The sequence below is a fragment of the Caulobacter sp. SRI_008 genome, from assembly GCF_057586355.1.
This window is the reverse complement of sequence record NZ_JBYCZS010000001.1, coordinates 137,723-162,891: the sequence shown is the minus strand read 5'-3', so window position 1 is coordinate 162,891 and position 25,169 is coordinate 137,723. Positions and strand designations below refer to the sequence as shown.

General features: G+C 68.7%; 16 protein-coding genes and 2 tRNA genes. 9 read left to right on the top strand and 9 right to left on the bottom strand.

Annotated features, from left to right (window positions below):
- Positions 1-4 precede the first annotated feature (4 nt).
- On the top strand, positions 5-1,504 hold the full coding sequence (locus tag AC2YHT_RS00785; protein ID WP_487287707.1) for a bifunctional aminoglycoside phosphotransferase/ATP-binding protein: 1,500 nt from the start codon (positions 5-7) through the stop codon (positions 1,502-1,504).
- A 125-nt stretch (positions 1,505-1,629) separates the two neighbouring features.
- On the opposite strand, the gene AC2YHT_RS00780 is transcribed toward AC2YHT_RS00785, so the two are convergent.
- Entirely contained in the window at positions 1,630-3,393 is a 1,764-nt protein-coding gene (locus AC2YHT_RS00780; protein ID WP_487287706.1) for a response regulator, read from the bottom strand.
- A gap of 283 nt (positions 3,394-3,676) precedes the next feature.
- Here AC2YHT_RS00780 and AC2YHT_RS00775 point away from each other — a divergent pair, with 283 nt between their 5' ends.
- The 3 genes from AC2YHT_RS00775 (at position 3,677) to AC2YHT_RS00765 (ending at position 9,050) form a co-directional block, all read left to right on the top strand.
- On the top strand, positions 3,677-6,559 hold the full coding sequence (locus AC2YHT_RS00775) for a long-chain-fatty-acid--CoA ligase (protein WP_487287705.1): 2,883 nt from the start codon (positions 3,677-3,679) through the stop codon (positions 6,557-6,559).
- 180 nt (positions 6,560-6,739) lie between these two features.
- Positions 6,740-8,206 carry a GMC oxidoreductase gene (locus AC2YHT_RS00770; protein WP_487287704.1) on the top strand — a complete coding sequence of 489 codons (1,467 nt, stop codon included), beginning with the start codon at positions 6,740-6,742 and terminating at the stop codon, positions 8,204-8,206.
- 139 nt (positions 8,207-8,345) lie between these two features.
- Complete coding sequence (locus AC2YHT_RS00765) at positions 8,346-9,050, top strand: lysozyme inhibitor LprI family protein (RefSeq protein WP_487287703.1); 705 nt, start codon at positions 8,346-8,348, stop codon at positions 9,048-9,050.
- Between the two features lie 18 nt (positions 9,051-9,068).
- Here the strand turns inward: AC2YHT_RS00765 and AC2YHT_RS00760 are convergent, their stop codons facing one another.
- Together AC2YHT_RS00760 and AC2YHT_RS00755 are read right to left on the bottom strand one after the other, a co-directional pair.
- A complete protein-coding gene (locus AC2YHT_RS00760) occupies positions 9,069-10,268 on the bottom strand; it encodes a GAF domain-containing sensor histidine kinase (RefSeq protein ID WP_487287702.1) in 1,200 nt (399 codons plus the stop codon).
- Positions 10,269-10,626: 358 nt separating this feature from the next.
- Complete coding sequence (locus AC2YHT_RS00755; RefSeq protein ID WP_487287701.1) at positions 10,627-11,799, bottom strand: acetyltransferase domain-containing protein; 1,173 nt, start codon at positions 11,797-11,799, stop codon at positions 10,627-10,629.
- 51 nt (positions 11,800-11,850) lie between these two features.
- Here AC2YHT_RS00755 and AC2YHT_RS00750 point away from each other — a divergent pair, with 51 nt between their 5' ends.
- Positions 11,851-13,902 (top strand): TonB-dependent siderophore receptor, encoded by a 2,052-nt coding sequence (locus tag AC2YHT_RS00750; RefSeq protein ID WP_487287700.1) that lies wholly within the window; start codon positions 11,851-11,853, stop codon positions 13,900-13,902.
- A 158-nt stretch (positions 13,903-14,060) separates the two neighbouring features.
- Here AC2YHT_RS00750 and AC2YHT_RS00745 read toward each other — a convergent pair whose 3' ends face one another.
- Positions 14,061-14,960, bottom strand: a complete 900-nt coding sequence (locus AC2YHT_RS00745; protein ID WP_487287699.1) for an MBL fold metallo-hydrolase — start codon at positions 14,958-14,960, stop codon at positions 14,061-14,063.
- 66 nt (positions 14,961-15,026) lie between these two features.
- Here AC2YHT_RS00745 and AC2YHT_RS00740 point away from each other — a divergent pair, with 66 nt between their 5' ends.
- A complete protein-coding gene (locus AC2YHT_RS00740) occupies positions 15,027-15,179 on the top strand; it encodes a hypothetical protein (RefSeq protein WP_110121857.1) in 153 nt (50 codons plus the stop codon).
- 8 nt (positions 15,180-15,187) lie between these two features.
- Here AC2YHT_RS00740 and AC2YHT_RS00735 read toward each other — a convergent pair whose 3' ends face one another.
- Positions 15,188-15,598: a TIGR01244 family sulfur transferase gene (locus AC2YHT_RS00735; RefSeq protein WP_487287698.1), complete on the bottom strand. Its 411-nt coding sequence runs from the start codon at positions 15,596-15,598 to the stop codon at positions 15,188-15,190.
- Positions 15,599-15,707: 109 nt separating this feature from the next.
- Positions 15,708-16,235 carry a hypothetical protein gene (locus tag AC2YHT_RS00730; RefSeq protein WP_487287697.1) on the bottom strand — a complete coding sequence of 176 codons (528 nt, stop codon included), beginning with the start codon at positions 16,233-16,235 and terminating at the stop codon, positions 15,708-15,710.
- 469 nt (positions 16,236-16,704) lie between these two features.
- On the opposite strand from AC2YHT_RS00730, the gene AC2YHT_RS00725 reads away from it, so the two are divergent.
- Positions 16,705-19,527: a TonB-dependent receptor plug domain-containing protein gene (locus AC2YHT_RS00725; protein ID WP_487287696.1), complete on the top strand. Its 2,823-nt coding sequence runs from the start codon at positions 16,705-16,707 to the stop codon at positions 19,525-19,527.
- Positions 19,528-20,574: 1,047 nt separating this feature from the next.
- Here AC2YHT_RS00725 and sppA read toward each other — a convergent pair.
- Complete coding sequence (gene sppA / locus AC2YHT_RS00720) at positions 20,575-22,356, bottom strand: signal peptide peptidase SppA (RefSeq protein ID WP_487287695.1); 1,782 nt, start codon at positions 22,354-22,356, stop codon at positions 20,575-20,577.
- Between the two features lie 167 nt (positions 22,357-22,523).
- Positions 22,524-22,600 (bottom strand) — tRNA-Pro (locus tag AC2YHT_RS00715).
- Between the two features lie 186 nt (positions 22,601-22,786).
- On the opposite strand from AC2YHT_RS00715, the gene AC2YHT_RS00710 reads away from it, so the two are divergent.
- Positions 22,787-22,860, top strand: a tRNA-Gln gene (locus AC2YHT_RS00710).
- Positions 22,861-23,253: 393 nt separating this feature from the next.
- Complete coding sequence (locus tag AC2YHT_RS00705) at positions 23,254-23,691, top strand: Ros/MucR family transcriptional regulator (protein ID WP_110120897.1); 438 nt, start codon at positions 23,254-23,256, stop codon at positions 23,689-23,691.
- Positions 23,692-23,762: 71 nt separating this feature from the next.
- On the opposite strand, the gene AC2YHT_RS00700 is transcribed toward AC2YHT_RS00705, so the two are convergent.
- Entirely contained in the window at positions 23,763-25,154 is a 1,392-nt protein-coding gene (locus tag AC2YHT_RS00700) for a hypothetical protein (protein WP_487287694.1), read from the bottom strand.
- Between the last annotated feature and the right edge of the window lie 15 nt (positions 25,155-25,169).

Sequence of the window (25,169 nt, the reverse complement as noted above, 5' to 3'; positions counted from 1 at the left end):
CGGCGTGATCAAGGACGCGGAAGCGGCGCGCGAACAGGAAATCGCGGCCTGGCTCGGCGCGAAGGCCGACCAGACGATCGAGACCTCGTGCGCTCGGGTGTTCCTGGTGGGCGAGTCCGCCTTCAAGGTGAAGCGGCCGGTCGATTTCGGCTTCCTCGACTATTCGACCCTGGAGCTGCGCCGCTGGTCGCTGCAGCGCGAGCTTTCCTTCAACCGCGCCGCCGCCCCCGACATCTATCGCGCCGTGCGCCAGCTGACCCGGTCGGCCGACGGCGGGATCGAGATCGACGGCCAGGGCGAGGTCGTCGAGTACGCGCTCGAGATGCGCCGCTTCGACGGCGAGGCCGTGCTGGCCTCCCAGCCCTGGGCCATCGACGACGCCCTGGAGGAATCGCTGGGCCGCACCATCGCCCAGTTCCACGCCGGCGCCGCGCTGCGCCCGCAGGGCGGCGGCGTCTCGGCGCTCGGCTACACCATCGCCTCAAACGCCAACCTGCTGCGGGGCCTGGCGCCTCGCCTGGGCGCCCAGGCCGTCGAGCGGCTGGTCGAGGAGACGGACCTGGCCCTCAAGCGCCTGGGCCCGCAGCTCGACGCCCGCGCGGCCGAGGGCTTCGCTCGCCACTGCCACGGCGACCTGCATCTGGGGAACATCCTGATCGAGGACGGCAAGCCGATCCTCTTCGACTGCATCGAGTTCAACGACGCCCTGTCGGACATCGACGTGCAGTACGATCTGGCCTTCCTGCTGATGGACCTGGACTTCCGCCGCCGGCGCGACGCCGCCGGCCGGGTGCTGAACGCCTATCTCGACGAGGCCGCCCGCACCTTCGGCGAGGGGCTGTGGACCGGCCTGGCCGCCCTGCCGCTGATGCTCAGTGTCCGCGCCGCCGTGCGCACCCACGTCTGGGCCTATACCGGCGACGACGAGGCCGCGCGCGCCTATCTGGCCACGGCCATCGAGCACCTGGCGCCCAAGCCGGTCAGCCTGGTGGCCACCGGCGGCCTGTCGGGCTCGGGCAAGTCGACCTTCGCCCGCGTCTGCGCGCCGGGCCTGGGCGCGGCCCCCGGGGCGGTGGTGCTGCGCACCGACGAGATCCGCAAGCGCCTGTGGAACGCGCCGACCCTGCAGCGTCTGCCCAAGGAGGCCTACACCGCCGAGGTCAGCGACAAGGTCTATGACGAGCTGTTCCGCGACGCCGAACTGGTGCTGCGGGCCGGCCGCTCGGTGGTGGTCGACGCCGTCTTCATCAAGCCCGAGCAGCGCGCCCGCGCCGAGGCGCTCGCCAAGAAGCTCGACGTCGCCTTCCAGGGCGTCTGGCTGGAAGCCCCGGCCGAAGTCCTCCGCGCCCGCGTCGCCGCCCGCGTCAACGACGCCTCCGACGCCGACGTCGCCGTGCTGGAAAGCCAGCTGGTGCGTGATACGGGCGACATCGACTGGCGCCGGGTCGATACGGTCAGCGCGTTCGAGGACGAGGCGCGGGCCCTGGCGGAACAGATGGGGTAACCCGCTCCGCGGGACCCCCTCCGGCCCTCCGGGCCACCTCCCCCAGAGGGGGAGGATTTCGCTGAATAGATGCTCCCCCTCTGGGGGAGCTGTCGCGGAGCGACTGAGGGGGCCGCCGCAGGCGGCTATCCCACCGCCGCCTGGGGCGGGGGCGTCCGGTCCAGGGTCGCGACGATGGCCGCGATCAGGTCCATCGGCTTGACCGGTTTACCCAGGTGCTCGTCGAAGCCCAGCTTCAGGAACCGTTCGCGGTCGCCGGTCATGGCCGAAGCTGTCAGGGCGATCACCGGGGTGTCGGCCGGGCCGGCGGCGCCGGAGCGGATTTCCGATAGAGCGGTGACCCCGTCCATCACCGGCATGTTGATGTCCATCAGCACGCAGTCGAAGCGCGAGGCGCGCAGGGCCTCCAGGGCCTGGCGGCCGTCCTCGACCACCGTCAGGTCGACGCCGGCGGCCTCCAGCATCAGCCGCACGACCATCTGGTTCATCGGATTGTCCTCGGCCATCAGCACGCGGGGGACAACCTCGTCGTCCTCGTTGGCCGTTTCGGGGACGGCGGCGGGCAGGGGCGGGGGCGCCGGCTGGGGCGCGCGGATCATGAACAGGAACCGCGCCCCGCGCTGGGCGGGCTCCAGGCTGAGGTCGCCGCCCATCCGCCGGGCCAGGGCCCGGGCGATGGTCAGGCCCAGCCCCATGCCGCCATGGGCGCGCGAGATGGTTTCGTCGGCCTGGGTGAAGCTCTCGAAGATCCTTTCAGCATAGGCCGGGTCGATCCCCGGCCCGGTGTCGGTGATCCGCACGGCCACGGTCTCCAGCCCGTCCGGCGCGTCGCCCTGGCTCGAAATCTCGATCGTCACCCCGCCCAGCCGCGTGAACTTCAGGGCGTTGGACATCAGCCCGCCCAGCACCTGGCGGATCCGCGCCGCGTCGGCGTGCAGGCGCTGCGGCGTCGAGGGATCGATGCGCACGTCCACCGTCAGGCCGCGGGCCATGGCCATGTCGGTCCAGGCGTCGGCCACGGCGTGGACCAGGTCGTGCAGGTCGAAGTCGCAGGGCGTCAGCTCGGTCTCGCCGGCGTCCAGGCGGGCGATGTCGAGCACGTCGGTCAGCAGTTGCATCAGGCTGTCGCCCGACTGCAGCATCAGATCGACATAGTCGCGCTGGCGCTCGTCCAGATCGGTGCCCTTCAGGGCGTGGGCCAGGCCCAGCAGGCCGTTCATCGGCGTGCGCATCTCGTGGCTCATGGTCGCCACGAACACCGACTTGACCTGCGAGGCGGCCAGGGCGCGCTCCTTTTCCTGCCGCAGGCCGCGGGTCAGGGCGTCCATCCGGCGAGCGGCCGCGCGGTTCAGCAGCATGGCGTTGATGGTGGTGGCCACCACCATGACCAGCGCCCACTTGTTGGTCGGATGGCCCACCCCGTGCGGGGCATGCAGGAAGAACGGGAAGATCACCAGGCTGGCCAACGGCGGCGCGGCGGTGATCACCAGCAGGCTCAGCGGCTGGTGGCGGAAGTTCTGGGTGAAGATGATGCCGCCCACGCACACGCCGAGCGCGGCGATCCGCAGGTCGGCGTCCGGGAACAGCCACAGCGAGACCGCCAGCCAGGTCCACACCACGTTGATCGGGATCGAGGCCAGCACGAAGGCCGCGCGCAGCCGGTCGGTGGTCGGCATGTCGGGCTTGAAGCGGCGGGTCACCGTCCAGGCCAGGGTCTCGCAGGCGGTGAGGCAGGCGAACCAGGTCACCGCCATGACCGGCCCCAGGGCCGCGCCGACCACCACGGCGACCACGGCCGCCGAGACGACGCGCACGGTCATCAGGCGGTGGGTGTCCGCCGCTACTTCATCCAGCCGTTCATCTGCGCCTAGCGCGTCGAGCCATCTCAAGGCTTGCGCTCCCGTTTCTTACGCGGGTCAAAAACAGTCCCGCTGAAGCTAGCCGCAAAACGGCGTTCTGGGAGTGAACGGGCGGTGCGGCCGATCAGCGCGGCCGTGTGGTGAAGGTATAACTCTACACTTGCGTGCAGACGGGCGCAAAGTCCGCTCGCCACCTGGGAGAGCGAGGGGCTCTCCCAAGGTTCGCTCAGGGCGCGCCATGCGTTGCGCGGGGCGGCGACGGCCGCTAGCCTCTCCTGAACAACGATAAGCAGGACGCGGGAGAGCGGTTTCGATGCAAGGTTTGATGCAGCATGGCGCTCTGACGCTCGACAAGATCATCGACCACGCCGCCCAGTGGCACGGCGGCCGCGAGGTGGTCACCCGGTCGGTCGAAGGGCCCATCGTCCGCACGACCTACGCCGAGATCCAGAGCCGCGCCAAGCGGGTGTCGAACCTGCTGCTGTCGCTGGGGATCACGCCCGGAGACCGTGTGGGCACCCTGGCCTGGAACACCGCCCGCCATATCGAGACCTGGTACGGGATCATGGGCATCGGCGCGGTGTGCCACACGCTCAACCCGCGTCTCTTCCCCGAGCAGATCGCCTGGATCGCCGACCACGGCGGCGACAAGGTGATCTTCACCGACCTGACCTTCCTGCCGATCATCGCCGGGATCATTCCGCGCCTGCCCAATGTCGAGCACGTGGTGGTGTTCACCGACCGCGACCACATGCCGACCGACTTCCGCCTGGCCGGCGAGGCCCCGCACTTCAAGGGCCTGCTCTGCTACGAGGACCTGGTCGCCGAGCAGTCGGCCGATTGCGTCTGGGGCGGGTTCGACGAGGGCACGGCCGCCGGCCTCTGCTACACCTCGGGCACGACGGGCGACCCCAAGGGGGTGATGTACTCGCACCGCTCGAACTTCCTGCACACCTTCATCACCATGCAGCCCGACGTCATGGGCCTGTCGCAGCGCGACGTGATCCTGCCGGTGGTGCCGATGTTCCACGCCAACGCCTGGGGCGTGGCGTTCTCGGCCCCGGCCACCGGCGCCAAGATCGTCATGCCAGGCGCGCGGATGGACGGGGCGGCGATCCACGAGCTGCTCGAGACCGAGGGCGTCACCTTCTCGGCCGCCGTGCCCACCGTCTGGCAGATGCTGCTGCAGCACCTGGAAAGCACGGGCGGCACGATCTCGACCCTGAAGAAGGTGGTCATCGGCGGCGCGGCCTGTCCCGAGACCATCATCCGCGCCTTCCACGAGAAGTACGGCGTCGAGGTGGTCCACGCCTGGGGCATGACCGAGACCTCGCCGGTCGGCACGCTGTCGACCATGACCGACGCGCTGGAAAAGCTGCCCTACGACCAGCAGATGCCCTATCGCCTCAAGCAGGGCCGCCCGCCGATGGGCGTCGAGCTGAAGCTGACCGACGACGACGGGAACGCCCTGCCGCATGACGGCAAGGCCTTCGGGCATCTCAAGATCCGCGGCCCGATCATCGCCGCCGAATACTTCCGGGGCGCCGGCGGCAAGATCCTCGACGCCGACGGCTTCTTCGACACCGGCGATGTGGCGACCATCGACGAGATGGGCTTCATGCAGATCACCGACCGCGCCAAGGACGTCGTGAAGTCCGGCGGCGAGTGGATCAGCACGATCGAGATCGAGAACATCGCCGTCGGCCATCCCAAGGCGGCCCTGGCCGCCGTGATCGGCGTGCCGCATCCCAAGTGGGACGAGCGGCCGATCCTGCTGGTCAAGCTGAAGGAAGGCGAGACCGCCACCAAGGAGGAGTTCCTCGACTTCCTGCAGGGCAAGATCGCCAAGTGGTGGATGCCCGACGACGTCGTCTTCGTCGACGAGATCCCGCTGGGCGCCACCGGCAAGATCGACAAGAAGGTCATCCGCCAACGGATGAAGGACTACGTCCTGCCGACCATCGCCGCCGCCGCGGCCGGAACCGCCACCCTGGCCGCCGCCGACGGCGCCGGCGCGCCGGTGCTCTATGCGCCCGATCCGGTCGAAACGCCGGAAGACGTGGCGCCAGAAGCCGTTGAGGCCGTCGAGCCCGTCCACGAACCCGAGGTGCTGGCCGCCCAGGCCGAAGCCGAGCCGATCAGCGCCGAGGCCCTGGCCGCTTCGCTGCCCGATCCCGAGGCGACCCCGGTCGCGCACGTCGCCGAGGCGGTCGAGCCCGCCGAGCCGCCCGCGCCGGAAGACGTCTTCCCGCACGAGCCGCTGGTCGAGGCCGAGGCCAAGCCGCTGGAGCCGACGCCCGAGACGGCCTTCGACGCCCCGCCGGTGTTCGTGGCCGAAGAGGCGCCGCTGGCCATGCCGATCCAGCCCTCCAAGGGCCGTAAAGCGAAGACCGCGAAGGCCGCCAAGACCCAGACGGGCGGGAAGGGCGGCTGGGCCGCGCCGATCCTGATCGGGGCGGTGGTCATCGCCCTGGTCCCGGCCGCGCTGATCGTGGTCGGGGCGCTGGGCGCGCGCTTTGGTCTGCTCGACAAGGCGATCGCCTACGACCTGATGACCCGCGATCTGGCGCCGCTGGTCGCCTGGCTGAGCCTCGGCACCGGGGCGCTGGGCGTCGTCGTGGCGATGATTGGCGGCATCCAGCGCCACTGGAAGCGGGCCCTGCTGGCCCTGGCCATCACCATCGCCACCCTCGGCGTGCTGTTCCTGGCCACCGGCGTCGGCGGCCGCGCCGCCCCCGTCGGCGACGTCGCCACCGATTGGAAGGCCCCGCTGGGCTTCTCCGAGGCGGTGCTGGCCGCGCGCGGCGAGGCCGCCGCCCCGGTGCTCGACGATCCCAGCCTGCCGGTCGGCTCCGAACTGTTCGCCGGTCGCCGAGTCGCCGAGGTCAACGCCGAGACCTGTCCCGCCGCCAGGACCCTGGTGCTCGACCGCACGCCGGCCGACGCCTACGAGGCCGCCAAGGCCGCCGTCCAGGCCAAGGGCCTCAAGCTGGTCACCGACGATCCCAACGACGGCCGCATCGAGGCCGCCGGCGCCAGCTTCTGGTACGGCATGAAGGACGACCTCGTCGTCCGCGTCCGCCCCGACAGCGCCGGGGCCCGCGTCGACGTCCGCTCCCTCGCCCGCGACGCCGGCGGCGACCTCGGCCGCAACTGCGGCCGCGTGACCAGCGTGCTGAAGGCGATCAAGGGCTGATCTCTCTCCCTTCCCCCTCGATGGGGGAAGGGCCGGGGATGGGGGTGACGCGGTGGTTCAGCCGCCAACACCGCTGGTCACCCCCCACCCAACCCTCCCCATCAAGGGGGCTTGTGACTATTTGTACAACCAAGAAGGGTAATTCGCCGCATTCTACATGAGAGCGATCGGGAGGCTCTCATGATCACGGACGGCAAGGACATCGGCGACGGCGGCGTCATCTCCGCCCAGGTGTGCGTCATCGGCACGGGCCCGGCGGGGGTCACGGCGGCCTGGCTGCTGCAGAAGGCCGGCTACAAGGTCGTGCTGATCGAGGGCGGCCGCAACGTGCCCTACAAGGAAAGCTGGCCCGAGAAGTCGCTGCTCTACGCCGGCCAGGCCGAGGGGTTGTTCGCCACCAATGAGCGCGAGTTCCTGGTCCTGCCCTATTGGGGCCAGTCGAGCCGGGCCTGGGAGCGCGAGCGGGTGTTCGGCGGCACCTCGTCCCACTGGGGCGGCCAGTCGCGGTCGCTCGATCCAATCAGCTTCGAGGCGCGGCCGGGCTTTCCCGGCTGGCCGATCACCTACGAGGACCTGAAGCCCTACTACGCCCAGGCGGCCGCGCTGTGCGCCCTCTACAGCGACGACTTCACCGCCGAATACTGGGCCGGCGTCCTGCGCGCCGAGGTGCCCGACATCCCCGGCTTCGACACCGAGATGTATCAGTTCATGGGCAAGGCCTATCTGAACTTCGCCACCCGCACCTTCGACGGCGTGACGATCGGCGACAGCGACGCCGAGGTCATCGTCAACGCCAGCCTGCTGGAGATCCGCCACGCCGGCGGCGTGGTGCAGGGCCTGCGCGTGGCCTCGCTGAACACGGGCTCTCCGCCGACCAAGGCCACCGAGTTCACGATCAAGGCCGACGCCTATGTCCTGGCCTGCGGCGCCGTCGAGAACGCCCGCCAGCTGCTGCTGTCGGACGCCGGCAATGCGCACGGCCAGGTCGGCCGCTACTTCCAGTGCCACCCGCTGAGCAACAGCAACGCCATCGGCGTGCGCAACACCTTCCTGAACGAGGCCGAGACGCGGCTGCTGACCGGCGAGGCACTGCGGGGCGCCGGCTCCGGCGCCTGGAGCGACCCGAACGGCGTCACCGTCCAGGGCCGGTTCTCGCCCAGCGCGGAGACCCAGCGCGCGCACGGCATCGGCAGCTGCTGGTTCCGCCCCTACACCGCCTCCTACTATTTCGAGATGCTGCCCAACGACGAGAGCTTCGTCAGCCTGGCCGACACGGTCGATCCGGTGTTCGGCCAGCCGCAGACCAGGATCCGCTGGGAGGTCGGCGACGGCGACCAGGCGACCTACGAGATCTCGACCGGCCTGTTCCAGGAGGCGATCGGCCCTCTGGGCGGCCAGATCTACTATCCGTCGTGGGACGACCTGAAGAGCCAGCTGGTGGTCAACGGCCACCATATCGGCACGACGCGGATGTCGGCCGATCCGGCCCTCGGCGTGGTCGACGCCGACCTCAAGGTCCACGGCCTCGACAATCTCTATGTCGCCGGCTCGTCGGTGTTTCCGCAGGGCGGCATCTCCAACCCGACCTTCAGCATCGTGGCCCTGTCGATCCGCCTGGCCGAGCACCTGGGGCGGGCGGTGGGATAGGAGGGCCGTCCGCTATGGAAAGCGGGCGTTCGCGACGCTAACCTTCGCGCGAGTGGAGCGACGGGGGAACTTGATGGCGAGCGTGTTCGGTCTCTGTGAGCCCTGGGCGGCGGCGCGGCGTTTCTTCGGACCCGCTGCGATGCGGCCGGGCCTCGCCGTCGGCCTAGTCGGCGTGTTCCTGCTCTGGGGCGGGGTCGCGCAGGCCGCCAGCTTCGACTGCAAGAAGGCCGCGAGCCGGATCGAACGCCTGATCTGCGACACCCCGGACCTCGACTCGTTCGACACCCAGCTTGAGGGCGCCTATCGCGGGGCGCTCGATCGCTCGGCCGATCCTGCGGCGCTGAAGGACAAGCAGGTCGCCTGGCTGAAGCAGCGAGAGGCCTGCACCGATGCGGCCTGCCTGTCGGGCCTCTATCAGCGGCGGATCAAGGCGCTGGGGGCGATCTCCGACAAGCCGGCGATCTGCGAACGCGCCGGCTCCACGATCGAGATCAACGAATGCCAGGCCGAATATTCCCGCCGCGCCGACCGTGAACTCGCCCGATACGTCGCGGCGGCCCGCAAGCGCCTGACGCAGGAGGCCCAGGACGAATTTTCTGGGGAGGCGACGAAGGCGGCGCTAGGCGAGTTCGACGCCTCCCAGACGGCCTGGGAGGCCTTCCGTAAGGCGGAATGCTCCGCCGTCTACACCTGGTTCAGCGGGGGCACCATTCGCGGCGCCATGTACGAAAACTGCTGGCAGGTGGTCACGAAGTCGCGGGCCCGGCTGGTCTGGTCGAACTGGCTGCAGTTCATGGACAGCACGCCGCCGCTGATGCCCGAACCGACCGTCTACGCGAACTGACGGGGAGGCGGCGCGTCCCTAAGCCGCTCCCGGCAGAGTCACTGTGAACGTCGAGCCCTCGCCCGGCCGGCTCTGCACGGTGATCTCGCCGCTCATCTGGCGGGCCAGGCGGCGGGAGATGGCCAGGCCCAGGCCCGTGCCGCCGAACTGCTGGGCCGTGCCGGCGACCTGCTCGAAGCGCTCGAAGATGCGGTCCAGCTGGTCGGCGGGGATGCCGACGCCGGTGTCGCCGACCGCCAGGTCCAGGGCGCCGTCGCGCGCGGCCACCCGCAGCGAGACCTCGCCGCCTTGCGTGAACTTCAGGGCGTTGCCCAACAGGTTGACCAGGATCTGGCGCAGGCGGGCGGCGTCGCCGCGCACCGTCGGCAGGTCCGGCCCGATCTCCAGCGTCAGGGCCACGCCCTTGTCCTGGGCCCGTTCGGCGAACAGCTCGACGGCCGAGCGCGCGATCTGATCGATGTCGATCGGCGCGTCGGCGAGGTCGTTCGCCCCGGCTTCCAGGCGAGCCAGGTCCAGCACGTCGTTGACGATGGTCAGCAGCTTCTCGCCCGCGCCCTTGGCCTTGGTCGCCAGCATCCGCTCCTTGTCGGGCAGGTTGGGCGAGGCGGCCAGCAGGCCGTTGAAGCCGATCACGCTGGTCAGCGGCGTGCGCAGCTCGTGGGTCATGTTGGCCAGGAACTCGCTCTTGGCCTCGGTCGCCGCCTGGGCCTGGCGGGTCAGCAGTTCGCTGCGCGCGGCCAGCAGCCGCAGGTCCATCTCGGTGACGACGATCTGAGCCAGGGCCTCCAGCCGGCGCTTTTCCTCGGCCGACAGCGGCGGGCGCGCCTTGCGGTCGATCAGGCACAGCGCCCCCAGGCGATGGCCGCTGGGCAGGCGCAGCGGCGCGCCGGCGTAGAAGCGGATGTTCGGGTCGTCGGTGACGAAGGGATTATCGTGGAAGCGCTCGTCGTGCTCCGGATCGAGCACCTCGGTCACCTCGTCCGACTGGATCGTGTAGTGGCAGAAGGCGTCCTCGCGCGGCGTGCCGCCCGGCTCCAGCCCGACGATCGACTTGATCCACTGCCGGTCGGCGTCGATCAGGGTGATGGCGGCGATCGGCATGTCGAACAGCTCGGCCGCCAGGGCGGTGATGCGGTCGAACGCGGCCTCCGGCGGGGTGTCGACCAGGCCGTATTCGTGCAGCGCCGCCAGCCGGGCGTTCTCGTCGCTGGTGAACATGAACTCTTACGCTGACCGCCTCGGCGCGGGAGGAACGCCGCGGGGTTATTTCGCCTAGGAGGCGAGGGTCTGTCGAGGGGGGGGGCGTCTCCCGCGACCCCTCTCTCTGAGAGAGAGGGAGGGGCCCGCCGCGAAGCGGTGGGAGGGTGAGAGGTTTCACCGCCGGCCAGGGGAAACTCGGAGGGGGCCAAGCAGCCTGGAGACCCGCAACATCGTCGCCGAGCGTGGCTCTCCGAATATCCGGATCTGTGGCCGGGACCGACGCCGAACTGCCGCGCCTTATCCGGTGAGAGTGTAACCTCTCACCCTCCCACGCCTTCGGCGTGGGCCCCTCCCTCTCTCAAAGAGAGAGGGACGCTCAGAGATACTTCATCCACGGCTGCCGGCTGGCGCGCTTCACCGGTCCGAACCAGCGGCAGGCCCACCAGCACGGGATCGCGACCAGCGCCGCCGTCAGCCAGATCGCCCAGACGCCCGGCAGGCTCCAGACCTCGCCCTGGTTCGGACCCAGCGTCGCGACCGCCGCCAGTTGCAGCAGGTGCAGGCCGTAGAGGTGGATCAGGTAGAAGAACAACGGCGCGCTCCCCAGCACCGCCAAGGGGGCGAGCAGCCGGGACGGAATCTTCTCCAGCCCCGCCAATAGCAGCGCCCCGATCCCCAAGGTCAGCAGCAGGAAGTCGGCCGAGGGCGGATACTTGGTGAAGTTCAGCCAGCTCATCGCCGTGCGCACGGCGTCGGGGCCGTGAACCCACGGCGTCTCGCCATAGCCGTTCAGATTGCGCAGCAGCAGAAGCAAGGTGAGGGCGCCGACGCCCGTCAGCAGCAGGCGGTTGCGGCGGTCGCGCCAGGTCGCCACGAACCACGGACCGATGGCGTAGCCCAGCGCCGCGACGCCGATCCACGGCAGCAGCGGGTACGAGGTCCGCGCCCGTGCGCCCCACGGCAGGTCGATGAAGCCGCGATCGTGCAGGATCGCCCACAGCGCATGGCCGGGCTGGCCCGGCGCGATGCTGATCGGGTCCAGCAGATTGTGGCCCAGCACGACTGCCAGCCCCACCGCGGCGATCGCCGCGCGCGGTAGATGCACCAGCGCGGCCAGGGCGATCATCGACAGGCCGATCGCCCAGATCACCTGCAGGTAATAGGTCTTCGGCGTCAGGTCGAAGGTCCAGGCGAAGCTGACGAAGGTCAGCTCCAGGAACACCAGGAAGAGGCCGCGCTTGAACAGGAAGCCGCTGGCCGCCCTCGCCGACGCGCGCGGATCCTCGCCGCCCTGTTTGCGACCGTAAAGCCAGGCGGCAAGGCCGGTCAGGGCCACGAACACCGGCGCGCAAAGGTGGGCGCAAAGGCGGGTGAAGAACAGCGAGGGCTGCGTCGCGTCCACGTCCATCGGGTCGGAAACCTGGGCGTGGATGAAGAAGAACTCCCGCACGTGGTCGACCATCATCAGCAGCATGACCAGGCCCCGCAGGGCGTCGATGGCGACGATCCGATTGGAGGAAAGGACGGGGGAGGGGGCGGTTGACAGCATCGTGTCTGCGGCATAGCTGATATGTAATAACATTACAAATGGAGTTGCATCTTGCCCCTGTCGTGGAGCTGCGTCAGCGCGTGCCTGCTGGCCCTATCGGCTGCCGAGCCCTCGCCATCGACCGAGGCCGTCGAGGCCGAACCCCACGCCGTGGGCGAGATCGTCATCCTGGGCCGGCGCGGCGCGGCCCGCGACGCCACCCTGGGCGCGGGCGAGATCACCCAGGCCACCTCGCCCTCCAGCCGCTCGGTCGAGCGCGACCTGCTCGACGCCGTCGGCGCGGGCCGGCTGGCCGACGCCCTCGAGCTGACCAGCGGCGTCAGCCAGCAGAACAATCGCGGCGGCTTTCTTGACAACTTCGCCATCCGCGGCTTCCTCGGCACGCCCGACGGCGGGGCCGAATATTATGTCGACGGCTTCCTGGCCAATCGGGGCCTGGCGCCGCCCCGCGATCCGGCCACGGCCGAGCGGATCGAGATCCTCAAGGGCCCGGCCGGCGCCCTGTTCGGCGACATCGACCCGGCCGGCCGCGTCAACATCGTCTCCAAGACCCCGCAGTTCACGATGGGCGGCAGCGTGGCGGCCACCGTCGGCTCCTACGGCCTGCGCCGGGCTGAGCTCGACCTGACCGGCCCGCTCAGCGACACCATCGCCGCCCGCCTGGTCGTCGCCGACGAGCGCAGCGACGGCTGGCGCGACCATGTCGACCTGCACCGCCGCGCCATCGCCCCGTCCCTGACCTGGCGGCCCACCGACGCGCTGCGCCTGACCTATGTCGGCGAGTTCACCGTCTTCGACGCGCCCTTCGATCGCGGCGTGCCGGCGGTCAACGGCGACGCCCTGGCCATCCCGCGCTCGCGCTTTTTCGGCGAGCCGGGCGACGGGACGACCCGCTTCCGCAACGAGCGCCACCAGCTCACCGGCGAGTACGAACTGTCGCCCGACTGGCGGCTGACGGCGGGCGCGGGCTATCGCACCGGCGACATGCAGGGCTTCTCCAGCGACCAGTCGCGGCTGGTCGGCCGCGAGCTGTGGCGCCAGCGCCGCCAGCGCGACTACAGCGTCGAGGACCTGTCGGGCCGCGTCGAACTCGACGGCCGCCTCGGCGCCCATCACCTGAACATCGGCGTGAAGGGCTACACCCTCGACTACCACGAGGGCCTGCTGCGCCGGAATCCCAGCGCCGCCGCGCCCTACGCCATCTCGATCGACGCGCCGGTCTATGGCGGGACGGCGCTGTCGCTGCTGCCCTTCACCGACAACCGCGAGACCCGGCGAGTAGCGACCCTCTACGCCCAGGACCTGTGGCAGGTCTCCGACCGCCTGGGGGTCTTCGCCGGCGCGCGGGTCGATCGCTATCGCCAGACCATCTGCAACAACCGCACCGGCGCCGTGGGCCGGGGCGAAGGCTCGCCGGTCGACTACCGCTTCGGCGCCCGCTACCGCCTGACCGACGCCCTGACCGCCCACGCCAGCTACGGCCGCTCATTCCTGCTCAATTCCGGCACGGGCCGCACCGGCGAGGGCTTCGCGCCCGAGAAGGGCAGGGGCTGGGAGCTGGGCCTCGCCGGCGCCTGGCCAGGCGTCGATGTGGCGGTCTCGGTCTTCGACATCGAAAAGCGCAACATCCTGGCCAACGACCCAGTGGACGCCAGCTTCCTGGCTCCGGTCGGCAAGCTGACCAGCCGGGGCGTCGAGCTGGACGGCTCGTTCGAGGTCAGCGCCGCCTGGCGCGTGGTCGTCAACTACAGCTGGACCGACGCGGTCGCCGACGACGTCGCCTTCGCCACCGACGCGGTGCTGAACGTGCCCGAGCATTCGGGCGGCGCCTTCGCCGTCGGCCGGTTCGACAAGTGGTCGCTGACGGTCGGCGCTTCTTACGTCGGCGACCGGGCCGGGGCGCTGGACGGTTCGGGCCTGATCCTGCCGTCCTACTGGAAGGCCAAGGCGGCGGTGGAATACGCCATCACCCCCAGGCTCGACGCCCGCCTGGAGGTCGACAACCTGCTGGACGAGCACTACGCCCAGAGCTCCTACAGCCCCGTCTGGATCTTCCCCGGCGCGCCACGGACGCTGCGGGCGACGGTGCGGGCGCGGCTGTAACGTTAGCCGATCCCTTTTCTTTGCCTTCCTGGGCCTTGTGCCCAGGACCCATCGTTCAGCCGCTCAGACCTCTATCGAACGGTCCAGGTCTGAGCGGTCGCCGGCATGGGCCCTCGCCACAAGGGCGAGGGAGGCGAAGAGGGGGAGGGGCGACGGCGCTACCCCGCCAGCCGATACTCACTCTCCAGCCCCGGCTCGCCATCGCACGCCACCCGCCCCTCGCGCACCAGCTGGATCAGGTGCGCCAGCATCGACAGGGCCGCGGCCGGATGCAGCCTGGGGTCCACGGCCGCGTATAGCACTGGCACCATCGCCCGGATCCGCGCCGGGCCGTTCGCCAGGGTTGCCAGCACCTGCGCTTCCCGCGCCCGGCGGTGATCGACATAGGCCTGCAGGAACGGGGCGACCTCGCGCACCGGCGAGCCGTGGGTCGGCCACAGGGTCTCGAATCCCCGCGCCTGGATCTTGGCCAGGCTGGCGAAATAGTCGCCCATGTCGCCGTCGGGCGGGGTGATCACCGTCGTCGACCAGCCCATGACGTGGTCGCCGCTGAAGAGGGCGTTCTCCTCCTTCAGCGAAAAGCAGACGTGGTTGGAGGTGTGGCCGGGCGTGGTTATCGCCTCCAGCGTCCAGCCGGGGCCCTCGAAGACGTCGCCGTCGGCGATCTCGATGTCGGGCCGGAAGTGGCCGTCGTCCTCGGCGTCGAGCTTCACGCCCGTCTCTTCGGCGACCAGTACGGCCGGCGCCGGCTTGCCCCAGATCCGCGCCCCCGTCCGCTCCGCCAGGGGGCCGGCGAGGGGAGAGTGGTCGGCGTGGTGGTGGGTCACCAGGATGTGGCTGACCGTCTCGCCCGCGATCGCCGCCAGCAGGGCGTCCAGGTGGGCCGGCAGGTCCGGACCCGGGTCGATCACCGCCACGGTTCCCCGGCCGACGATGTAGGTCCCCGTGCCGGTGTAGGTGAACGGCCCGGGATTGTCGGCGATCACCCGCCGGATCAGTGGCGAGACCTGATCACAGCGGCCGTACTCGAACTCGATCTCTCGGACGAAGGGGATCATCGCGACCCATCCTGAGCGGCGCCGGTCTTGCGCTTAACGAACCGTAAACCCTGTGGAGTACGGATCATGGCGGCCGACGCGGCGATTTTTGTCTCAAAACGGCTCCAGCGCGCGTGCTTCGCCGTGCTGTGTCTCATTGCGGCGCAGTTCGTGCTGGCCTCGTGCGAGCCCGAACCCAGCCCCATGGCCGCCCGCGTCACCACGCTGGGCGGCTACTGAGGCCCTGACTAGTGCGGCAGCACGCCGGAGAGGTCGTAGCCGGCCTCATAGCCCTGCCGCACCAAGGTTTCCCGATCGGCCGCGCCCGACAGGGCCTGGCCGATCGACCAGGTGACGATCGAGCGGGTGCCCGAGCGGCAGAAGGCCAGGACCGGCCCGCCGGCGGCCTCGACCGCCTCGCGCACCGCGTCCACCTGCTCCTGGGTCGGCCCGCCGCGCACCGGCACGTGCACATAGGAAAGGCCCGCGGCCTTGGCCGCTTCCTCGATCTCCGCGCCCGTCGGCTGGCTGGGATCCTCGCCGTCCGGACGGTTGTTGACGATCAGGGCGAAGCCCTCGGCCTTGGCCCGGGCCACGTCCTCGACGGTGATCTGGGGGCTGACCGACAGGCTGTCGGTGACGCGGCGGAAGTCGGTCATGGGCGCTTGAAGCCTCTGGAAGGAACGTCTCGAACCCTTCAGATGCGCGGCGCGCGCTCCTTGGGCAAGTCCTTCTAGTTCCTTCCTAGTTCCTTCAGGCGCCCGCTCCCTAGTCGATCCGCCGCGCCCGGATGGCCGTCTGGCCGTCGACGTTCAGGAAGAAGCTGCCCATCGAGGCCCGGCGGATCGAGATCTTCGAGCCGGCCTTGGGCGCGCGGCGCACCGGATCGCGGCCGACCTGGTCCCACTTGGCGCCGTCCTCGAGCACGATCGTCCAGCCGCCGGCCCCGTTCTGCCAGGCCTGCTTGGCCACGCCCTCGATGCGGTCGAGGCTGGTCGGCCCCTGGTCGCCCTTGCCGCCGAACAGGTCGAGCTTGGGCAGGTTGAAGCCGAAGGCCTCGCGCTTGACGCTCTCCACCTTCTGCCGATCCAGCACCACGATCTCGCCGGAGGCGTTGGCGGCGGCGAGTTCTGCGGCCGCCTTGTCGTAGCAGGCCAGGCGCGCGGCGGCTTCGGGGATCGCCCGGCAGGCCGTCACCGCGCCCAAAGCTCCAGGTTGAGCGGGCGCGGGCGCGGCGAGCGCGGCGGGCGCCGAGGCGAGGACGAGAAGCGCGAGCGGCAAGCGGATGAGTCGCATGAGGAAGATCCGACGTGGGTTGGGAGCCGCGGGCCGGCGCGGCCGAGCGTGGCGCGGAAGACACGCGGTGGAAATGTGTCCGAAAGGTGGCCGATCCGGTTTCCGCCGAGGAAACATCGCCCCGCGTTTTCGTGTGTCACGACAACATATTTCGATATTACCGCAATTTCAAAGCGGAGAGATTTACCGCCCAAACGTCTCGTTGGGGCCATGTCTCGCAAGCTTGAGCACGCCATGCGGCGCGAAAGCGCGGCGATCTGCCGCTAAGGCGACAATGGTGTGTTCAATTTGCGACAGAAAGGATGCTTCACGTTACATAACGGTAATCGGAATTGACCGCTCCGAGCGGGCGCTCCTAACGTCCCCTCCAACCGGGCTGAGGGCAGCCTGGGATTGCAAGACATGGGCGACGGACCGGCGATATCGCCAGGCCCAGCCCGTTCTCGGAGGGATTCCATTGAAGACTCAGATGACGCGTAAGCGCCTGCTGACGACGACCATCATCAGCGGCCTGGCGATCGCCGCCGCCAGCGCTGGCGTGGCCTCGGCCCAGACCGCGCCGGAAAACGAACCGACCGAAATCGAAGCCGTCGTCGTCACCGGTTCGCGCATCGCCCGCCAGGACTACGTGGCCAACAGCCCGATCTCGACGGTGAGCTCGGAGGCCATCCAGGCCGCCGGTTCGACCACCACCGAAGACGTGCTGAACCGCCTGCCGCAGGTGATGCCCGGCCTCAGCGCCGCCTCGAACAACCCGTCGGACGGCACGGCCACCGTCGACCTGCGTGGCGTGGGGGCGTCGCGTACTCTGGTGCTCGTCAACGGCCACCGCATGAACCCGTCGACGCGTTCGAACACCGTCGACCTCAACAACATCCCGACCGCCCTGATCGACAAGGTCGAGATCGTCACCGGCGGCGCCTCGGCCGTGTACGGTTCGGACGCTCTGTCGGGCGTCGTGAACTTCCAGCTGAAGAAGGACTTCGAAGGCGTCGAAGTCGGCACCCAGTGGAGCGGCACCGAGATCGGTGACGGCAAGACCACCAACAGCTACGTGCTGATCGGCGCCAACACGCCGGACGGCAAGGGCAACGTCACCGCCTACGCCAACTACTACAGCCGCGACAAGATCCTGCCGAGCGCGGACCGTCCGTGGTCGCTGGTCTCCAACGCCGGCGGTTCGGGCACGGGCGTGACCGGCGCGGCCAACAAGGTCGCCGTCAACCCCTACGGCGGCAGCGTCTCCAGCTCGGCGTTCCAGCGCTACGCGTTCAACGCCGACGGCACCCCGCGCATCTTCGTCAACACCCTGGCTGGCGACCGCTACAACTTCTCGCCGGTCAACAACCTGATGTCGCCGGGCGAGCGCTTCAACATCACCACGCTCGGCAACTACGAGATCGCGCCCTGGCTGACCGCCACCGCCGAACTCTTCTACTCGGACAGCCGTAACTCGGCCCAGCTGGCGCCGACCCCGGCCACCGGCATCAAGGTTCCGTACAACAACGCCTTCGTGAACCCGGCCTTCGCCGCGATCCTGGCGACCCGTCCGGATCCGACCGGCGTCGTCTACGTCGACCGCCGCATGGCCGAAGTGGGCGCCCGTATCGAGACCCGCGATTCGGACCTCTACCAGATCAACCTCGGTCTGAAGGCCGACCTGGGTTCGGGCTGGACCGGCGAAGCCTTCTACAGCTTCGGCCGCACCGAATTCCGCGTCGGCGTGCAGAACGACGTCTCGCGTTCGAAGCTCGCGGCGGCCATCGCCTCGGGTACGGGCGCCAGCACCACGAGCTGCTCGAACGCCTCGCTGGCCCTGTTCCCGACCTGCGCCCCGGTCAACCTGTTCGGCGCCGGCAACATCTCGAAGGCCGGTGCGGACTTCATCCGCCTGAACTTCTCGGACCTGACCGTGTTCGAACGCAACGTCGGTTCGGTCTACGCGACCGGCCCGCTGTTCAAGCTGCCGGCCGGCGACCTGTCGGTGGCCGTCGGCGCCGAATGGCGTGAAGACACCCTGGCCTTCACCCCGGATGCCGCCAAGAACTCGGGCGACATCTTCGGCTTCAACGCCGAACGCGCCGTCGGCGGTGGTTCGAGCGTCGGCGAACTCTATGCCGAAGCCATCGTCCCGCTGGTCGCCGACGTCACCGGCGTCGACTATCTGGGCCTGGAACTGGGCGCCCGTTACTCCGACTACTCGTCGGTGGGCAGTGTCTACAGCTACAAGGTCGGCGTCGAGTACAAGCCGATCCACGACGTGAAGCTGCGGGCCATGTTCCAGAAGGCCAGCCGCGCCCCGTCGGTGTTCGAGCTGTACCAGACCAACGACCAGGGCTTCCCGGCCGTTCTCGACCCCTGCAGCACGCGTAACCCGAGCACGGGCGCTCCGATCACCCTGAGCGCCTCGACGGTCACCTTCTGCACCCAGCAGCTCGGCTACAACCCGGTCACCGCCGGCTTCGTCGCGCTGAACGCCCAGACGGAATCGTTCTTCTACGGCAACCCGAGCCTGAACGAAGAAAAGTCGGAAACCGTCACCTTCGGCGTCGTCTGGCAACCGAGCTTCATCTCGGGCCTGAGCGCTACGGTCGACTACTACGACATCAAGATCGACGACTACATCGGCACCATCAAGGGCGGCGTCTCGGGCATCGTCGGCGCCTGCTTCGCCTCTGGCAACCTGACCTCGGCGGCCTGCTTCGACAGCCGTCTGAACCTGCCCTACATCTACCGTGACGAGGCCGGCAACCTGAAGGCCCGCGCTCCGCTCGGCAACGTGTCGGCGCTGCAGACCAAGGGCATCGACATCGCCGTTTCGTACGGCTGGAACGTGCCGTGGGCCGGCGGCGTCTGGGGCGACAAGCTGCAGTTCGACCTGTCGACCACCTACCTCGACAGCTACGAGCTGGATGGTGTCGAGTACAAGGGCACGATCGGCGCCTACAACATCTCGGCGACCCTGCCGGAATGGAAGGCCAGCCTGCGCGTCGGTTACGACATCGGTCCGGTCCGCCTGGCCTACACCGGCACCTACATCGGTGAGATGGACAACCAGGGCAACATCGCGGACTTCGACGACGGCGGCTACACCACCGTCGACGCCTTCTTCTACCACGACGTCTCGGCTCGCTGGAACGTCAACGACCACGTCGAAGTCTTCGGCGGTGTGCGTAACCTCGGCGACAAGAAGCCGCCGGTGTTCGACAACGCTCCGGACGGCAACACCGACCCGAACAACTACGACATCTACGGTCGTTCCTACTTCCTCGGCGCCAAGCTGCGCTTCTAAGCAGCCCGGCGTTCATCCCGGCGACCTTCGGGCCGCCGGGACCGACGGCATCGACGGCGGGTCCCCCGGGACCCGCCGTTTTTGTTTGTCCGCCCCCGTGCAACGGGGGGAGGGGGCGCGAAGTGGTGGAGGGGGGGGGGGACTGGGCTCCGTGCCTGGCCTCTCTCTCCCGTAAAATCCCCGCGAAAGCGGGGATCTAGGTGTTTTATCGTCGAGCGCCACGGGTTTCAGAAAAAGCCTGGGTCCCCGCTTTCGCGGGGATTTTACGGAGTTGGGGCGGCCTTACGCACACCACTCACACGGCGTACTCGTAAAAGAGTCCAGCGAACTCAACACCCTACAACTTTATAATCCCAACTTACCCCCACCTGCTCGAGCCGCCCCATAATCATCCCCATCCCAGCCATGGGGAGGGCTCTTGGTACCGGCCCGAGTTCGCGGCTGTGGATCGCATCGAGCGGGGCCGCTTGTTGCGTCATGGGAAGGGCGGGTTTGCAGGATCGCTCAGAAGGCGTGATTGGGCCGCCAGCCGTTCCGTGACGAGACTTGCGGGTCGACAGGGTCGGGATCGTTTCAAACCGGCCTAACAGGATCAGCCGAGGCGCCGCCGGATTACCGCGGAGCTATTGATCCTGCCCGTCCGAGGGACAACCGGGTCCAGGGTTGAAAAAGCACCCGCGCCCCCGGTCCTTCGAGCCTACGGTGCGGCGGAGCGGTCAGACGAAGCCGAAACGCTAAAACACCTCACGGTCTCCGGGCTCCGCCCGGCCGCTCCGCGCCTCCCCAACAACTTTCGTGAGTTTTCACGGGAGGCCGAGAAGCCGTGCCCTCTCCCCTTGCGGGAGAGGGTGGCCCTGCGGAGCAGGGTCGGGTGAGGGGTCTCTCAGAACTCAAAGCCGCGTGCAGCGGTCAGGCCGGGCGGAGCGTCTCCCATCTGAGAGACCCCTCATCCGACGGCTTCGCCGCCACCTTCTCCGGCAAGGGGAGAAGGAAAAAGGCCGCTCCTTTCGGAGCGGCCTTCGTCAGTCCAGCAAAGCCCGGAAGGGATCAATGCACCGGCGTATCGGCCAGCACGCTGGCGCCCTGCGCCCGCAGGCGGGTCTTGGCCATCTCGTCCAGGATCGCCTGGGAGCGCGGATCGCCCAGGATCCAGGCCGCGGCGGCCACCGTGCGCATCGAGGCCGAGCTGACGCCCAGGGCGCGTTCCAGGGCGTCGAACGGCGACTTGGGACCGCCCACCTTCTTGAGGCGAACCTCGCCCTTCAGGCCGGCCAGGGCCTTGGCCTTCTCGACGGCGTCGTAGAAGCCGCCCAGCTCGTCCACCAGGCCCAGTTCCTTGGCCTGGGCGCCGGTCCAGACGCGGCCCTTGGCGATCTCGCGCACGCGCTCCTGGGGCAGCTTGCGGCCCTCGGCGACGCGGGCGATGAAGCCGTCGTAGATATGGTCCATCCAGGCCGAGAAGCGGGCCTTCTGGTCGGCCGTGAAGCCCTCACTGGTGCCGAAGGCGCCGGCGTAGTCGCCGCCCACCGTCACCTGGCGGGTGTCGACGCCGAAGCGCGACAGGGCCTCGCCCAGGGCGAACTTGCCGCCGAACACCCCGATCGAGCCCGTCAGGGTCGAGGGCTGGGCCACGATCGACGAGGCCTGGCTGCTGATCCAGTAGCCGCCCGAGGCCGCGTAGGTGCCCATGCTGACCACCACGGGCTTTCCGGCCGCCTTGGCGGCCCTGACGGCCGCCAGGATCTGCTCCGAAGCCGTGTCCGAGCCGCCGGGCGAGGAGACGCGGAAGACGATCGCCTTGACGTCCTTGTCGTCGATGGCGTCGTAGATCGCCTTGGAGGCCTCGTCCGAATAGATCGTGCTGTCGCCGCCGAACGGCGAGGACTGGGCGGTCGAGCCGGTGACGATCGGGCCCTCGGCGCCGATCACGGCGATGGCCGGGCCGGTCTTGGCCGCGTCCTTCTTGGAGCGCGAGGCGTAGTCGTCGAACTCGATCAGCTTGCCGCCCTTGCCGGCGCGGGTCAGCATCGCGTCCTGGGCCTCCTTGACCTGGCCGACCTTGTCGATCAGCCCCAGGCCTTGCGCCTGCTGGGCGCTGTAGGGGCCGGCCTGGATCGCCTTGATCAGGCGCGCCGGGTCCAGCTTGCGGTCCTGGGCGGCGGCGGTGAGGGCGCTGGAATAGACCGAGCCCATCCACGACAGGGTGGCTTCCCGGTGCGCCGGCGTGAAGTCGTCGTGCAGGTAGGGATTGACCGCGTTCTTGTATTCATAGCGCTGCTGGAAGTCGGCCTTGACGCCGTATTTGTCGAACAGGCGCTTGTAGAACATCGTCTCGCTGGACAGGCCCACGGCCTGCAGCGAGCTGTCGGGCTGCATCCAGAACTCGCTGGCGGCCGCGCCCAGGCGATAGGTCGAGGTCGACATGCCCGAGGGATAGAGGCCCTGGCTGTGGGCGAAGATCGGCTTCTTGCCGACGCTGCGGAAGTGCTTGAAGGCCTGGGCCAGTTCATCGGCCGAGGCCGGGGCGATGCCGCCCTCGGGCAGGCGCACCAGCACGCCCTTGACCTTGTCGTCGGTCTCGGCGCGGCGCAGCACCTCGATGACGTTCATCACCGACCGGCCGCCGCCGCCGCCGAAGGCCGCGAACGGGTTCTGCGAGTCCTGGTCGGAAAGGCCGCCGCGCAGGTCCAGCTGCACCACCGACTGGGACGGGACGGGAGCGGGGCGGGCGGCGCCGGCCGCCAGGACGATCAGGATAAAGGGGACGCCGACGAGAAAGAGCACCAGTCCGACGAAAACGCCGGCCACGGTCATGAGAAATTGCTTCATCGGGTTCCCGTCGAGAAATCCAGGGGCGAAATCCAGAGCGCGACGGCGACCATCGCGCGCGAGCACAAGCTAGCGACTGTCGCGACGCGGTCAAATGAACAGCGTGCAACCTGCGTCGTCTTGCGACGACTTCATTCAAATGGGGGGGATTTTCTCGGGAGAGAAGATGGTCGGAGTGGCAGGATTTGAACCTGCGACCCCTGCGTCCCGAACGCAGTGCTCTACCAGACTGAGCCACACTCCGACTTTCCCTGCCGGGCTGGCCGCGTGGCCGCGCTCGACTTGGGAGGCGGCTTATAGGAGGCGGTGCGGAGAGTCGCAAGCGCGAAAATGGACCCAAAAAAAGAATTTGGAGGGCGTTGCCACCGTCCGAATCCTGAGCTATCTCCACCGCCTCGCCGCGGCCCCCTGGGTCGGCAGCCGTTCCTGCTGGGGAATGGTGTAATGGTAACACTGCGGTTTTTGGTACCGTCATTCTAGGTTCGAGTCCTAGTTCCCCAGCCACTTCCCCCTTTTTCTTTCCTATCTTGGTAGAAAACGCCTCCTGGCGAAGCGCCAAGCCGTTTGACGTGATCTGTGCGTCTGTCGGTCAGTGCACGGACGCCTCGCGTGCGGGCCGCGCAGAATCTCCGAACATCAATTCCACGCCGATTTATGTGCAGTGCGACGTGATTCTGGCCGGTTTTCGCGTCCGCGAGATGGTTGCCCTGCGTAAACTGCACTTGAACGTGTGCGCATGCGAAGCCGGATATGGTTCCGCAGAACGGTGCTCCTCATTGTTTCCACGAAATAAAGCCTGTTTTTGTGGAGCGTTGGCAGCGCTGCCGCGTATTTGTGTACTTGTAATTCCGTAGGGCGGGTGTATTTCCAAATTTAAAGTCATTGTGGAGTGACGCCGTGGAAGACAAAGCGACCCTGATCGAGCTGACCGCCGAAATCGTGGCCAACTATGTGGCCAACAACACGACTTCGGTCTCTGACCTGCCTGCGTTGATCCGGGCGACGCACGACGCGTTGGCCGGAATTGGCTCGCCGGAAGCCCCGGTGGCCGAAACCGTTACCAAGGCTACTCCGGCCCAGATCCGTAAGAGCATCACGCCGGACGCCCTGATCAGCTTCGAAGACGGCAAGCCGTACAAGACTCTGAAGCGTCACCTGACCACCCACGGCATGACCGTGGCCGAATACAAGTCGAAGTGGGGCCTGCCGGCCGACTACCCGACGACCGCCCCGGCCTACAGCGAAGCCCGCTCGGCCATGGCCAAGGCCCTCGGCCTGGGTCAAGGCGGCCGCAAGGCCAAGGCCCCCGGCAAGGCTCGCGCCCGCAAGGCCTGATCCTTCGGTCTTCTAGAGACCCCGAGAACACGAAAGCCCCGCTGGAGACAGCGGGGCTTTCTTTTTTCTACCTACCCGATCCGCAACCGGACGAAGGCCATGCCGCCCATCGGGTCGTCATAGCCCAGCGCTTGGGGCGCATCGTAGGCGCTGACCAGCCCGCCGATCCCGAACTTGACGCTCTCCGCGATCTGGAAGTCCCGGATGGCCCCCAGCGACACGCGGCGGACCGTATAGGCCTCGCCCGAGTGCGAACCGTGGTGGTCGGCCAGCTCGTCCTGCTCCACCTGCTCGGCGCGGGCGAAGATCGTCCAGCGGCCGTTCGGCTTCACCGAGCCTTCGGCCAGCCAGGCCTGCAGGGCGTCGCCCGGGATCCGGTCCTTGCGCGACCAGGCCAGGGTGGCGCTGATCGAGCCGTCCTTGCCCAGAGGCCGGGCGTAGAGCGCGCTGGCCGAGGCGCGGGCCTCGTCCTTGTCTGGATCCAGCGCCTCGGGGCTGTTGATCTTCGCCCAGCTGGTCTGCAACGCCCAGTTCGGCGTCGGATTGTACGACAGGCGGGCCGAGACGCTGTCCAGCTGGCCGGTCTCGATATCGTAGCGCTTCTGGTCGGGCTCGCGACCGCGGAAGGCGCTGGTCTCGATCTTCCAGTCGTCGTGCGAGAACCCGGCCGTGACGACGCCGAACGTGATGTGCGTCGAGTCGAACCAGTGGTGGCTGATCGGCGCTTCCGGGCTGTCCATCGACGAGGCCCGGTGCATGAAGGCCGGCGGACCATAGGCGGGCGAGCCGGGCAGGCCGGCGTAGAGATAGACGTCCGACTTCTCGCCGACGCTCAGGCTGTAGCTCGCCGACAACTCCATGAAGAGGTCATGCGGATGCTGGCGATCGACCAGCGCATGCTCGCCGTCGGCCGTTTCGCCCACGGCCATCAGCAGCGGATAGCCGCTCTTGCCCATGAACGGGTCGGGACTGACCATGGCCTTGAAGCCCAGCATGCCCGGGCCGACCTGCCGTTGGGCCATGCCCATGAACATGCCGGCCGCGAAGGCCTTGGAGCCGCCGCGCGGCCCGCCCTGGTCGACATAGACGCCGTTCAGCAGGGCGTGGCCCATCAGCATCCACTCGCCGCTGTGCTTCATGATCCCGAAGTTCGGCGTGGCGTCGGGCTGCCAGGCGGTGCCGCCGGCGTCGCGGGTCATAGAATAGGCGCCCAGCGGGCTGACCATCATAGGCGAGGCCATGTCCATGCCCGCGTGGTCGTCGTCCATCGGCTGGCCGGCCTCGGGCATGGCCATGTGGTGGCCCGCATGCGGATCGGCCGGCGGTTCGGCTTCAGCCGGAGCCGCCTCGGCGGGCATGGCGTGGCCGGTATGATCCTGGGCGATGGCGGCGGTGGCGAGCGTCAAGCTCGCGATCGTGCACGCGCCGGCCAGCAGCCGCGCGCGGAAGGAGAGGGCGGTCATGGGACTGCCTTTCTT